Source organism: uncultured Litoreibacter sp. (genome assembly GCF_947501785.1).
In the GTDB taxonomy this organism is placed as follows: domain Bacteria; phylum Pseudomonadota; class Alphaproteobacteria; order Rhodobacterales; family Rhodobacteraceae; genus Litoreibacter.
This window is the reverse complement of the sequence record NZ_CANMXB010000001.1, coordinates 750415-764037: the sequence shown is the minus strand read 5'-3', so window position 1 is coordinate 764037 and position 13623 is coordinate 750415. Positions and strand designations below refer to the sequence as shown.

Here is a 13623-nt window from a genome sequence, read left to right as displayed (position 1 = left end):
CCCCTATTCATTTGACCAACACTCAATGACGATCGGTGCGACATGGCCAACGACCCTCTGGTGATCTTCACCCCCTCCGGCAAACGCGGCAACTTCCCGGTGGGCACTCCGGTGCTGACGGCGGCGCGCCAGCTTGGGGTTGATCTGGATTCGGTCTGCGGCGGGCGCGGGATTTGTTCCAAATGTCAGGTCACGCCGTCCTTCGGCGATTTCCCCAAACACGGCGTCACGGTAACCGAAGATGCGCTGTCCGAATGGAACAGCGTCGAGCAGCGATACGACGACAAACGCGGCCTGCCCAAGGGCCGCCGTCTGGGGTGTCAGGCTACCGTGCAAAGCGACATCGTCATCGACGTGCCCGAGACCAGCCAAGTCCACAAACAGGTGGTCCGCAAACGGGTCGAGGCGCGGGATATCACGCTGAACCCCACCGTCCGGCTTTATTATGTCGAGGTGCAGGAACCCGACATGCACGACCCCTCCGGCGATCTGCAGCGGCTGCAGGCGGCCCTTGAAAAGGAGTGGGATGTCAAAGACGTCCAGGCGGATCTGTCCATTCTGAAGACCCTGCAACCCACCCTGCGCAAGGGCGAATGGAAGGTCACCTGCGCCGTGCATCACGGCCATGCGGGCGCTTGGCCCCATATCGTGGCCATCTGGCCTGGCTACTATGAAGGCACCGTCTACGGCATGGCTGTGGACCTTGGCTCCACCACCATTGCGGGCAATCTGTGCGATCTGCGCACGGGCGAGGTTGTGGCTTCGTCTGGCATGATGAACCCGCAGATCCGGTTTGGCGAAGACCTGATGAGCCGCGTCAGCTATTCAATGATGAACGCAGGCGGCGCCGATGAAATGACGACGGCCGTCCGCGACGGCATGAACGCCCTCTTCACCCAAGTCGCGGCCGAGGCGGAGATCGACAAATCCCTGATCCTCGACGCGGTCTTCGTCTGCAACCCGGTCATGCACCACCTCTACCTCGGCGTGGACCCGTTCGAGCTGGGGCAAGCCCCCTTCGCGCTCGCCACGTCCGACGCGATCTCCCTGCCTGCGTCCGAGCTTGAACTGGACCTCAGCTCTACCGCCCGCGCCTACTTGCTGCCCTGCATCGCGGGTCATGTCGGCGCAGATGCGGCGGCGGTCGCGCTGTCCGAGGCCCCGGACAAATCCGACAACTTGGTTCTCGTGGTCGATGTCGGTACCAACGCCGAAATCCTGCTGGGCAACACTGACAAGGTGCTGGCCTGTTCGTCCCCAACGGGCCCCGCTTTCGAGGGCGCGCAGATTTCCAGCGGCCAGCGTGCGGCCCCCGGTGCCATCGAGCGTGTGGAAATCGACCCCACCACCAAGGAACCCCGCTTCAAGGTCATCGGCTCCGACCTGTGGTCCGACGACCCAAAATTCCAGGACGAAATTGCCTCCACAGGCATCACCGGCATCTGCGGCTCCGGCATTATCGAGATGGTGGCCGAGATGCGCCTCGCCGGCATCGTTGACGGCCCCGGCCTGATCGGATCGCCGGAGCAAACCGGCACCACCCGCTGTTTCCTCGACGGGCGCACCTACAGCTACATGGTCTGGGACGACCCCGAGCGTCCCATCACCGTCACCAACCGCGACATCCGCGAAATCCAGATGGCCAAGGCCGCGCTCTATTCCGGCGCGCGTCTGCTGATGGACAAGTTCGGCACAGATCAGGTGGACCGTGTGATTCTCGCGGGCGCGTTCGGGGCGCATATCTCCCCCAAACACGCGATGGTGCTGGGCATGATCCCCGACTGCCCGTTGGACAAGGTCACCTCCGCCGGCAATGCGGCAGGAACCGGCGCGCGCATCGCCCTTCTGAACAAAGATGCCCGCGCCGAGATCGAGAAAACCGTGCACGCCATCCACAAGATCGAAACCGCGATCGAGCCGCGCTTTCAGGAGCATTTCGTCAACGCCTCCGCCATCCCCAACTCGGCGGAGCCTTTCCCGATCCTGAATTCAGTGGTCACTATCCCTACGCAAACCTTCAACACCGGCGGCGGCGACAAGCCGGAAGGTGGCCGCAGGCGCAGACGGCGCGGCTAACGCCTTGACGCGCGCCGCGCCCCCGCATATCTCAACCCTACTGAGCGGGTATGGTGAAAAGGTATCACGGCAGCTTCCCAAGCTTTAGTTACGGGTTCAATTCCCGTTACCCGCTCCAACGTCTCCACATCATTGCAAAACGCGCCTCAAGCGGTCATGCTGCGTCCCGTTCGCTATATTTAAGAACGGAAATGATTGATGGCACGCAAGATAATCGTCTGCATGGACGGGACCGGCAATGATGTCGGGGACCGTCAAACCAACATCCTCAGGCTGTACCGTTGTCTGGTCACCGACAGCGACACCCAACGCGCGATCTACGTCCCCGGAGTTGGCACCAATGACAGCCAATCCCTGATGGGGCGCAACTGGCAACGCTTCAAGGGTGTGCTCGGGTTGGCGTTCGGGCTGGGTCTCGAAGACAATGTGATGAACGCCTATCGCAAGATTTGCCTGACCCATGAGGATGGCGACGAGATCCTGCTGTTCGGTTTCTCGCGGGGCGCCTATGCAGTGCGTGTGCTGGCGGGGTTCATCAATGATTTCGGGCTGTTGGGCGCGCATGAGCTGCACCTCGCCCCGCAGGTCTTTCGGGCCTACCGACAGATCACCGACGCTGATGATGATGACCCCGACAGCGAGGTGTACCAACGGCTGCGCGAATATGAGGAGGTGCTGGAGGTGCGCCATGTCCCGGTTCGGTTCCTGGGGCTCTATGACACCGTGAGTTCAATGATCCGGTTCCGCAGGTTGTGGCACAATTTCCGCACCACGGGCTATTTTCTGGAATTCGGCACGCATTCCTCGGTCAACCGCAACCCGTCTGTCGAGATGGTGCGCCATGCCCTGGCCATTGACGAACGCCGCTCGATGTTTCGGGCGCAACCCTGGAGCCCCGTCAGATATTACGGAAACCGTTTCAAATCCGGTGACGGCAAACCGCAGGATGTCAAACAAATGTGGTTTCCCGGATACCATTCGGATATCGGGGGCTCCCCACTGGAACATCGCGCGGGGATTGGCAAGATCACGTTGCTCTGGATGCTGGGGGAGTTGGAAAAGGCCGGCGTCGCGTTGGAATTTGTGGGCGAGCGGGTGGATGATTATGTGCATGGCGCGGACCCCGAAAAACGCACGCCCGGGGGGCTGCGCTATTCCGACCCCGACCCGCTGGCACCCATCCACAATTCGATGATCTGGAAGTGGTGGATATTCGAGGTCATCCCCAAATCACTGACCCGGCGCGAATGGAAACCGTGGCGACGCGGGATCATCTGGTACCTGCCCTTTGTCGAGCCGCGCCTGATCCCTGACGATCACCTGATCTCGGACGCGGCAACTGCGCGCAAGGCCGATCCCGACACAGACTACGACCCGGTCAATCTGCGGGGGCGTTGAACCCATAGCCAAAACCCCGTAAGCGGTCGCGCATGGAAAAACTGAGCTACCACACCCCGCTGCTGGGCGATGATCTGCGCGCCCTCGGCATCCCCGAGCCATGGAGCTTCGGGACAGCCGACCGCGTACGGTTTGGCGAGATCGACGCGTTGCAGCACGTCAACCACACCGCCTATCTGCGCTGGTTCGAGACGTTCCGCATCGCCTATTTCCGCGCCTATGGCGTGTCCGACTACGGCCCCGACAGCCCGCGCATCGTGCTGAAATCCATCGCGGCAGAATTTCTCAAGGAAATGGTGGTGGCGCAAGACTACGTGGTCACCGGCCGCACCACGTCGTTTCGCAACACCAGCTGGGTTATGGAATACGGCGTCTGGACCGATCAGGGCCTGCAGGCCACCGGCTCCTCGGTGCTTGTCCAGCTCGAGAAAGACGGCAGCGCCAAGCAGCCGCTCAGCGACGCGGTGAAGCACAGGTTTGCCGAAATGGACCTGGCTGCGAACGCATCGGTTAACTCTGCTTAACGTTTGCCCGTTAGAACCCGCCCTACGGTTGATCAGCCAGAACTCAAATCAGAGACCCCAACCCCGACGTGACATCAAAGCGCGGGGGTCCAAGGGTTTCGTCGACGAACCAACGGACAGACGCGGCAAACCGCCGTGGCAACACAAGGTCTCGACCCAAACCAACGGGTGGGCCCACCTACGTATCCAGACAGAGCAAACCCTACAGCCGGTCGCCCATCACAGCGTATCGGCCACCCATCATGGTTCCAAAACACTCAGATACCGACGGCTCAAGGCCGGGTGACCAAGATCCAATCCTGATGATCCGTCTGCCATCCCATGCCTTCAACCACAGCCATCCGCGCCACCTCGCCATAGCCAAGCCCCGCATAAAACCGTCGCGCGGCGGCGTTGCCGCTGGCCACGATCAAGGACAGCCCCGCTGCGGGTGCGTCACCTTCGACCGCTTGCATCAGCGCCGTGCCCACACCTGTGCGCCGCGCGTCGGGCAAGGTGGCCAGCACGTTGATGTAGCGGGTCCCAGGCGCTTTGGCTTCCAGCGCAATCAACGGCACAAATACGGGTGGTGTCTCGGCATCCGGCATCTCTGGTTCGCTATCCACCTCATAGGTGATGATCATCCCCTGTACCGCGCCGTCCCGTTCGGCGACCAAGGCGTTGCGCCATGAAAACGCGCCTTCGTCCCGTGCAGCCCGGGCCGCACCAACGTCCCAAGGGTCTTCGCCCGGGGCGGCCATGCCGGTCCAAAGCGCCAGGGGCAGCCCCTCGCCCGCCATGTTCACCAGCCGCGCCATTACCGGCGCATCGGCGGGCCTCGCCGGTCTCAATACCAAATCCATCATGACCCTCCTTGCGCCGCCGTCGCGATGTGATGCACGTGGCGGTGGTCAGTGCCGCAGCACCCGCCAAGCATGCTGAGGTTAGGGAGCATCCGCCCCAAAGCGTGGCTGAGAGCACCAAACTCGATCGGGTCACCCGCATCCAGCTGGGTGGCCTCGTCCAACTCAGCATGGCTCAGACGGGACGCATTGGCGCGCACGCCCCTTATGCGGCTGAGCCAATCGGCCCCGCCCCCTTCAAGCCGGCCCCTGAAATGGTCGGGATGCGCGCAGTTGATCATGTAATAAAGCGGCGCGCCGCCGGTGACATTGTCCACCTCGCGAATGGCGTCGGCCAAGGTGGTCCCATTGGGCAGTTTGCCATCCGTCTCGGTCGTGAAGGACACCACAAAGGGGATGTCCGCCGCAATGGCGGCATGGGCGATCCCGATGGCCTCGGAGGTGGTACCCAATGTCAAGGCGCTGACAAGATCGGCACCCGCCTCTGCCAATGCCGCGATCTGTGGCTCATGGATCTTCTCCGCCGCCGCGATGCCGAGCACCCGGTCCCCGTCATAGGCATCACCCGCGGGGCCAATCTGGCCGTTGATCACAATCGGCAAATCTGAGGTTTCGCGCGCGGCACGGATCGTCTTTGCCAAGGCCACGGCATCTTTGTTGGCTGCCATGATCTCCGCAGCGCTCAAGCCGAGCGCGTCACACCAAGCCACGCCCGCGCGCCATGTCGGCGTATCCAGCACAAACCCGCGCCCGGCGTTCTCTGCCACGTCCAAGAATTTGGCGAAGTACTCCACCAAAGCCGCGCGGCCTTCGTCTTGGCGCAGCAAGGGAAAGGCCGCGAAGGCTGGAAGCTCAAAGCCCCGTTCAAAGATCAGCCATGTCTCCAAACCCCCGTCGGTCAGGTAGGGTTGGTCGGTGTTCATCATCTGCGCGATGCGATCGGAAATTGTCATATCATTCACTCCTGAAAGTCATGCGGCTGCTTATCTGGCAGCGGACCGCGCACGGATAGTGTGCTTGTGGTCCATCGGCTGGCTTCAAAAAATAGTCATAACTTACTGACACTTAGCCGACGTGGCCGCGTGTTGTTTCGCGTAGCCTGCGGCCTTACTATACCTTTGGTACAGTGAATCACGGATAACGCCATGACGAACACCCGCACCAGAATCCTCGATATCGCGCAGGACGCCGTTCTGGCCAAAGGGTTCGAGGCCACCTCAATCGAAGAAATCACCGCCGCCGCCGAGATCACCAAAGGCGGGTTCTTCTACCATTTCGCTGACAAGAACGCCCTCGCCCTTGCCTTGGTCGACCGCTACATCGACGACGAGGAAGCGCTGTTTGACGACCTGTTTGGCCGCGCCGCGCAGCTGAGCGATGACCCGCTGCAAACAATGCTCATCGGGCTGAAGTTGATGGCGGAGCTGCTGGAAAACATGCCCGAGGGCCACCCCGGCTGCCTTGTCGCCACCTCCTGCTACCAGGCGCGGCTGTTCGACGGTCAGGTGCAGCAGGCCAACCGGCGCGCCATGCTGTCCTGGCGCGCGCGGTTTCTGACCATGTTCGAGGATATCGCCGCCCAGCACCCCCCAAAGGACAAGGTCGACCTCAGCGATCTGGCCGACATGCTGTCGGGCGTCGTCGAGGGCGGGATCATCCTGTCCAAAGCGGTGGACGACCCAAACGCGACCGCGCGGCAGGTGCTGATGTTCCGCTCTTATGTGAAGATCCTGTTTCAGCCGTAACTCCCGCCTTGCCTCCCCGCGCGGGCCTCGCCAATAAGGGCGCATGAGCAAACAACCTGACATCTTATGTATCGGCGCGGTGCTGTGGGACATCATTGGCCGCGCGACCGCGCATATGCGCGTGGGCTCCGACGTGCCGGGCCGCATCACGCGGCTGCCCGGCGGGGTCGCAATGAACATCGCCATGGCCCTGAAGGCCTATGGCATGTCCCCCGCCATCCTGACCGCCATCGGGCAGGATGATGAGGGCGCGGAGCTGATCCGCGCCTGCACCCGGCTGGGCATTGACGCGGGCCATGTCTACCGCTCCGAGGACCTGCCCACTGATCGCTACATGGCGGTTGAAGGTGGCAACGGCCTGATTGCCGCCGTGGCCGACGCGCATTCGCTGGAAGCTGCGGGCGACAAGATCCTGCGGCCACTTGGCGCCGCGCTGAAAGGCTGGGACGGTTTGGTGGCGCTGGACGGGAACCTGACCGTCGCGCTGCTGGAACAGATCGCCCATGCCCCCGAATTTGAGCAGACCGACCTGCGCGTAGCCCCCGCCTCCCCCGGCAAGGCGGAACGGCTCATCCCCTACCTGTCGCACCCCAAGGCCACGATCTACGTCAACCTTGAAGAGGCCAACCTGCTGCTGCACCGCACCATAGACAACAGCGCCGAGGCCGCGTCGGCCCTGACGGATCACGGCCTGTACCGCGCCGTCGTCACAGACGGACCCAACCCCGCCACCGTAGCCACCAAGGCCGGGGTCATCACCCTGACCCCGCCCGAAGTTCTGGTCACCCGCGTCACCGGCGCGGGCGACACGTTCATGGCCGCCCATATCGCGTCTGAGGCGCAAGGCGCGGACGGGCAAGCCGCGTTGAAACGCGCGCTGGAAGCCGCCGCCACCTATATCTCCGGGGAAAGCTACCAATGAGCCTTGATATGATCCGCTCCGCCGAGGTCGCCGCCGCCCATGCCGCAGGCCGCCCGATTGTAGCGCTTGAAAGCACCATCATCACCCACGGCATGCCGCATCCGCAGAACGTTGAAATGGCGCGCGGCGTGGAACAGATCATCCGCGAAGAAGGCGCGACACCTGCCACCATCGCTGTGTTAGATGGTACGCTTCATATCGGCCTTGAGGACGCGCAGTTGATCGCGCTCGCGCAACGACATGATGCCGCCAAGCTCAGCCGCGCCGATATGGCGATCTGCCTGGCCCAAGGCGGTACTGGTGCCACGACCGTCGCCGCGACCATGATCGCTGCACATCTGGCAGGCATTGACGTCTTCGCGACGGGCGGCATCGGCGGCGTGCATCGCGGAGCGGAGCAGAGCTTTGACATCTCCGCCGACCTGCAGGAGCTGGCCCAAACCCCCGTCACTGTTGTGGCCGCCGGGGCGAAAGCCATCCTCGACATTCCCAAAACGCTGGAGACGCTCGAAACGCTCGGCGTGCCGGTGATCGCTTACGGCCAGGACAGCCTGCCTGCGTTCTGGTCGTCGGCCTCCGACATTGCCGCGCCGCAACGCCTTGATACGCCAGACCAGATCGCCGCGTCGCACCATATACGCGCGGCGTTGGGCGTGCCGGGCGGCCAACTCATCGCCAACCCGGTGCCGCATGAAGATCATATCCCGCAGGACGACATTGAACCAATCATCACGCAGGCCCTGTCAGAGGCAGAGGCGCAAAACATCACCGCCAAGGCGGTAACCCCATTCCTGCTGAAACGCATTTTTGAGCTGACAGAGGGCCGGTCTCTGGCCACCAACATCGCCTTGGTGCGCAACAACGCCCGGCTGGCGGCACAAATCGCCTGCGCATTGGGCAAATCATCGTCGTAACATCCTGAAACACACAGTTGCGCGGAACCCCGCTTGTGCAGCGCGCGGACACTCCTTACGTTAACTTGGTGGATCGCCCCTTTTAAAAGTAGCCTGCCCCATGTCCGAAGACCAAAACCCGCGCATCCGGCGCCCCGGTAGCATTTCCCGGCTGCGTGGCAATTTTCTGGCCGGGCTTATCGTGGTGGCACCCATTGGGCTGACCCTGTGGCTGATCTGGACCGTGGTGGGTTGGATCGACAGCTGGGTCTGGCCGTTCATCCCGAACGCCTATCAGCCCGAGGAATTGCTGAACTGGGCGATGGGCTACCCCGAAGAACGCATCAACGTGAACGTGCGCGGCATCGGCGTGGTGATCTTTCTGCTGTTCACCGTGCTGGTGGGCTGGGTGACCAAAGGCTTTCTGGGCCGGTCACTGCTGCGCTGGGGTGAAGGGTTGGTCAACCGCATGCCGGTTGTCCGCTCGGTCTATTCCGGCGTGAAACAAATCGCCGAAACCGTGTTCTCGCAACGCGACACGTCATTCGACAAGGCCTGCCTTGTGGAATACCCGCGGCGCGGCATCTGGGCGATTGCCTTCGTGTCAACCACGGCCAAAGGCGAAATCGCGTCGGGCATCCCGGTGGAGGAACAGAAGGTTTCAGTCTTTCTGCCAACCACGCCGAACCCTACATCGGGATTTCTGCTGTTCGTGCCAAAATCCGACATCATCGAATTGGACATGAGCGTCGAGGACGCCGCCAAATTGGTGATCTCCGCCGGGCTGGTCTACCCCAACGGCAAGGACCCGTCCGAGCCGCCTAAGCTGGCGGCGGAATAAGGTCCTCGCGCCGCAGCTGGCCCTGGTAATGCACGATCATCCCCGTCACGGGCGCGCTAATCTTCACGTCGAACCGGAACACACCGTTCTGATCAAACTCCGCCGTTTCTGATTTCGGCAGAGCCCACGCGGGCATCGGCAGGCCCATGACCCAGCCGCGCATCACGTTCATCTCCATCCGGCCATCATTCACCGGCAGGTCCATCTCAAATTCAAATGGCCCAAAGCGTTCCCGGACCCGTCCGGGGCCAGCATAGCTCAGCACCGAAAAGAAACGCTGCCCGTCAAAATTCCGGGTCCATTTCTCTGTCTCGCCGATCCGTTCCATTGTCACGGTCAGGGGCGTGTCGTCGCGTTCCGGCGGGAACCGAAACAGCGCAGCAATGAACCGCGCCAAAGCCCCCTTGCCGCGTGTCACTTTGGAGGTTCCGCGCATCACATGCCGGTCCCACAGATCATGGCCCGTGCGGTAGCTTGTCGGCATCGTATCCCACGCTTCACGCCCGATTGCCTTTTCAAAAAGCGGTGTCATGTCGGGGCAGTCGCGGTCGAAACTGCCGCTGATCCCGAACAGAACCTCTTCCGCCTCTGCCAGATCGAAACACCCCAACGCAGGGCCTGCGCCGGGGGTCGCACGACCTTGGGCAAACCGGCGCACCATCAGCAGCGCGGGAACGGCCGGGACAAAAGGTCCCTGCCCCTCGTCCATATGCAGCCGCCAGCCACGGGTCTGCGCAGCACCCTCCGCGGCGCGGCCCGCAACCACCACGCTCATCCCGCCTTGATCCGATCCAAACGGCGACAGCATCCGCGCAGCCTGCAGCATCGGCCATGTCAGCTTGTCCAACCGGGGCAGCAATCCCTTGCGATGCAACCAGCCGAACACCCGTAGCCCGTGATGCATCACCCCCAGCTCCAGCCCGGCCCGAAACAGGACCGAGCGCGCTTGGTACGCCTCAGGGAACAACACCAAATCCGGCGCCCCGATGGGCGAGGCAGATCGGCGAAGCCCTTTCGGCAACGCGCGCCGCACGACGCCGCCCCATGCGGGCGTGTCCACCCAAGCCCCACCACGCCATTGCGCCAGCGGGCGGCCAACTTGGGACAAGATCGCCTCCATCACCGACCAGCCGCGCGGGGCGCGGTTGCCGGGCAGGATTGCGGTGTCCATGAGGGTGATCTCTGACAGGTCGGTCTTCAAGGCCTCCACAGCGGCGCTGGACAGCGCGGGCACCGATGAAACACCGGACAACACCGCCACCCCCTCCGCCTTGGCGGAGGCATCGAGCGCAGAAATTCCGGCGGTGAAACCCGCGTCGTCCGACAGGTCCAGATAATGACATCCCGCCGCGATTGCGGCCACGGCTAACGGATAGCCGTCATAGCCCTGAAACGGGCCAATGGCGTCGACCAGAACGTCGGTTCCTCTTAGCGCCGCGCTCACCGCATCGCGGTCGTTCTTGTCCAACGCCAAAGCCGCGCCGCCAAATTCGTCGCAAAAGGCCCGGGCCTTGGCCGCAGACCGCCCGGCCACCACAACGTCTACCCCATCCTCCAGCAACAGCCGCGCCAGCCGTCCGCCGAACACGCCGTAGCCGCCAAGGACCAAGACTTTCATTGCATCAGCCTCGCCTGTACATCCGGGTCCGGCATGGCACATAGATCAGCGCGGCCCATCACCTTATACCGATTGCGCGCCACCACGCCGTAGGCCAAATCGCGCAGCGGGGCCGGAATGATCCGCAAGATTCCAAGCCCGCGCCAGACACCGCCCAGACGTGCGCCGACTTTCATGGTGGCATCGAGCGAGCTGTAGCCCAACCCGTCCTCCAGATAGAGCCACGACAGCGGGTCGTCCGGCGTCATCCCGAAATGGCGCATCAGTGCGGACCCCAGGACAGATTGCAAAGGAATGATCCGAAACTCGGACGCGTGGTCATTGCGCGCAATCCATCGCGCGCCACGGGCGCAGAGCCCGCATTTGGCGTCCATCACGGTCACCGGGCCAGAATCCGCAAATGCCGGCACCGCCGGGTCGTCGCGCCAAGAGTACGGGGTGTTGAGCACGCGCATAGGACTTCCTTCTCCAAGCGAGATGTAAGCCCTTTACGCCCTTTCCCCCAGAGCCCGATTGTCGCAGCTAGATGGCGCGCCGCACCGCCTTGCTAGTCTGTTTGACGTCTTCGGCCACGCCTTCGACGGTGTTGCAGGCCACAAGAGTACCCAGCGCCAGCAGCGCAATTGCCAGTTTCCACATCTCTGCTCTTCCTTTTGGGTTCAGCCCTCTTTGCGGGGCATCTTTATTGCTCTACCCACCAGACGTCCGGCAGGTAGCCGGGCCAGTCGCCATAGGCGGGGGTGTAGTCAGGCCGTTTCAACTCTTTGGCATGCGCCAAGCGCGAAACCGGCGAGTACCAGAGCGGCACAACGTATCGCCCCGCCATCAGAATGCGGTCCAGCGCCTTGACGGCGGCCAGGTAGTCCTCCCGGCTTTCGACAGTCAGCATCTGCTGCACCATGGCGTCAATCGCAGGCATGTTGATACCGGCAATGTTGCGCGAACCGTTCGTCTTCGCGGCCTCGGTGCCCCAATAGGCCAATTGCTCGTTGCCCGGGCTGAGCGACAGGCCGCGGGTGGTGTAGGTCATGTCGAAGTCAAACCCGTCGATCCGTTCGCGATATTGTGCCCCGTCAATCGTGTCGACCTTGGCGAATACCCCGATGCGTTCCAGCGCCTGGGTGTAGATGTTGAGGATCGACAGAACCTCAGAGCTGCCCGATTGCACAAGGATAGAGAAATTCAGGGGCTTTCCCTCGGCAGAGGTCATGACGCCGTCCTTGATCTCCCATCCGGCCTCGGCCAGCAGGTCCTGCGCCTTGACGATGCCCGCGCGGTTGCGTTCCGACCCGTTGGAGACCGGAAGGCTGTAGCCCTCGATGGTGCCGGGTAGCAGCGTGGCTTTGTGGGCCTCCAGCAGCTCCAGCACTTTGCCTTGGGCGGGGTCATGATCCATGCCCAGCACCGAGTTGGAGAAATACGACGTGATGCGCGGCTGGTTGCCGCCGTTCAGCTTCTCGTTGATGAACTCGAAGTTGAATGCCTGGATCATCGCCTCGCGCACCCGCCAGTCCTTGAAGATGTCCTTGCGGGTGTTCATCGCAAAGCCGGTGATGCCCGAGGGGCGCTTATGCGGGATCTCGGCCTTTTTCACGTCGCCATTGGTCACGCGCGGGAAGCCAAATTGCTGCTCCCACTTGGCGGCGTTGGTTTCGCGGTGCGAGGTCAGCGCGCCTGCTTTGAACGCCTCGAACATGGCGGTGCTGTCGGCGAAGAATTCCATGCGCACCTCGTCAATGACGTTGGTGCCGCGGCGGAACGGGATGTCCTGGCCCCAATAATCCGGGTTGCGCTTCAGCGACACGAACCGCCCCGCCTCAAAGTCGTCGATCATATAGGGGGCGGAGGTGATGGGGATGTCGTCCAGCCCGCTTTCCTCAAAGTCCTTGCCGTCCCATTGGGCCTTTTTCAGGATCGGGCGCATCCCCATGATCAGCGCCAATTCGCGGTCCTCGACGTTGAAAGTGAACTTCACCGACCGCTCGCCGGTCTTCTCGGCGGAAGCGACTTTGGCCCAGCTGCCGCGATAACGGCCATGGCCTTTTGTGCCCAATGTCTCGTAAGACCAGATCACGTCTTCGACTGTGACGGGGCTGCCGTCTGAGAATCGCGCCTCCTCCCGGATCACGAATTCTACAGAATCGCCGGCGTCCGAGACATCAATCGATTCGGCCAATACCCCATAGAGCGTGAACGGCTCGTCCAGCGACCGGCCCATCAGGCTTTCATATGCGAGGAAGCGCAGCTGCCACGGCACCCGGCCCTTTTGGATGTGGGGGTTGAGAGAATCGAAGCTGCCAACCTCACCTGCCGACACTTTGCCGCCAAACGGCGCGTCTGCGTTGACATATGGCAAGGACACAAAGTCTGGTGGTAATGCAGGCTCGCCATACATAGCTATGCCATGTTTCGGCTCTGCATTGGCGATTCCACCTATCAGGACCGTTGACGCAACGGCAACGGCCGCGCAGCCTCGGAAAAACACTGATCTCATTTTGGCAACTCTCCCTCGCGCCCCTATTATTATTGATGCTGACCGTAAAGCGGAGTTTGAGCCTTTTCAAACTTTTAGCTTGGCGCACAGCAAGTCATTGCTTATAAAGGTGTTACTGCTCGATAGGTTTCTTGCCTGTATGAAACCTGCCTCAATAACTTAACACCAGCTTCGGCTGGTGTTTTTTTTTGGCCAAGCGGAGGCGTGCCTTCACCATTCCGTGTGAAAGCTTCGGGTTTATTTCGCAGGTGCAGCATATATGCTGCGCGC

Annotated in this window: 12 protein-coding genes and 1 tRNA gene; 8 read left to right on the top strand and 5 right to left on the bottom strand. The window is 62.2% G+C overall.

Annotation, left to right across the window (positions count from 1 at the left end):
- The first annotated feature begins 42 nt into the window (after positions 1–42).
- From Q0899_RS03855 to Q0899_RS03840, 4 genes are all read left to right on the top strand, one after another.
- Complete coding sequence (locus tag Q0899_RS03855) at positions 43–2076, top strand: ASKHA domain-containing protein (RefSeq protein ID WP_299191137.1); 2034 nt, start codon at positions 43–45, stop codon at positions 2074–2076.
- A 44-nt stretch (positions 2077–2120) separates the two neighbouring features.
- A tRNA-Gly gene (locus tag Q0899_RS03850) sits at positions 2121–2194 on the top strand.
- An 80-nt stretch (positions 2195–2274) separates the two neighbouring features.
- A complete protein-coding gene (locus tag Q0899_RS03845; RefSeq protein ID WP_299191136.1) occupies positions 2275–3474 on the top strand; it encodes a DUF2235 domain-containing protein in 1200 nt (399 codons plus the stop codon).
- Between the two features lie 32 nt (positions 3475–3506).
- Positions 3507–3998 (top strand): thioesterase family protein, encoded by a 492-nt coding sequence (locus Q0899_RS03840; RefSeq protein ID WP_299191135.1) that lies wholly within the window; start codon positions 3507–3509, stop codon positions 3996–3998.
- 272 nt (positions 3999–4270) lie between these two features.
- Here Q0899_RS03840 and Q0899_RS03835 read toward each other — a convergent pair whose 3' ends face one another.
- Positions 4271–4843 carry a GNAT family N-acetyltransferase gene (locus Q0899_RS03835; protein ID WP_299191134.1) on the bottom strand — a complete coding sequence of 191 codons (573 nt, stop codon included), beginning with the start codon at positions 4841–4843 and terminating at the stop codon, positions 4271–4273.
- A complete protein-coding gene (locus Q0899_RS03830; protein WP_298357776.1) occupies positions 4840–5793 on the bottom strand; it encodes a homocysteine S-methyltransferase family protein in 954 nt (317 codons plus the stop codon). Before Q0899_RS03830 ends, Q0899_RS03835 begins: the two co-directional genes overlap by 4 nt.
- Before the next feature lie 192 nt (positions 5794–5985).
- On the opposite strand from Q0899_RS03830, the gene Q0899_RS03825 reads away from it, so the two are divergent.
- The 4 genes from Q0899_RS03825 (at position 5986) to Q0899_RS03810 (ending at position 9241) form a co-directional block, all read left to right on the top strand.
- Positions 5986–6585 (top strand): TetR/AcrR family transcriptional regulator, encoded by a 600-nt coding sequence (locus Q0899_RS03825; RefSeq protein WP_298357779.1) that lies wholly within the window; start codon positions 5986–5988, stop codon positions 6583–6585.
- 43 nt (positions 6586–6628) lie between these two features.
- The gene (locus tag Q0899_RS03820) at positions 6629–7507 is read left to right on the top strand and encodes a PfkB family carbohydrate kinase (protein WP_299191133.1); all 879 of its coding nucleotides are present in this window, start codon (positions 6629–6631) and stop codon (positions 7505–7507) included.
- On the top strand, positions 7504–8421 hold the full coding sequence (locus Q0899_RS03815) for a pseudouridine-5'-phosphate glycosidase (RefSeq protein ID WP_299191132.1): 918 nt from the start codon (positions 7504–7506) through the stop codon (positions 8419–8421). The genes Q0899_RS03820 and Q0899_RS03815 overlap by 4 nt, the downstream gene beginning before the upstream one ends.
- Before the next feature lie 100 nt (positions 8422–8521).
- Positions 8522–9241: a DUF502 domain-containing protein gene (locus Q0899_RS03810; RefSeq protein ID WP_298291434.1), complete on the top strand. Its 720-nt coding sequence runs from the start codon at positions 8522–8524 to the stop codon at positions 9239–9241.
- Here Q0899_RS03810 and Q0899_RS03805 read toward each other — a convergent pair.
- From Q0899_RS03805 to Q0899_RS03790, 3 genes are all read right to left on the bottom strand, one after another.
- Positions 9222–10859, bottom strand: coding sequence for an SDR family oxidoreductase (locus tag Q0899_RS03805; RefSeq protein ID WP_299191131.1), 1638 nt, complete (start codon positions 10857–10859; stop codon positions 9222–9224). The genes Q0899_RS03810 and Q0899_RS03805 overlap by 20 nt on opposite strands.
- Positions 10856–11314, bottom strand: a complete 459-nt coding sequence (locus Q0899_RS03800; RefSeq protein ID WP_299191130.1) for a thiol-disulfide oxidoreductase DCC family protein — start codon at positions 11312–11314, stop codon at positions 10856–10858. Before Q0899_RS03800 ends, Q0899_RS03805 begins: the two co-directional genes overlap by 4 nt.
- 227 nt (positions 11315–11541) lie before the next feature.
- Positions 11542–13353 carry an extracellular solute-binding protein gene (locus Q0899_RS03790; RefSeq protein WP_298291448.1) on the bottom strand — a complete coding sequence of 604 codons (1812 nt, stop codon included), beginning with the start codon at positions 13351–13353 and terminating at the stop codon, positions 11542–11544.
- Between the last annotated feature and the right edge of the window lie 270 nt (positions 13354–13623).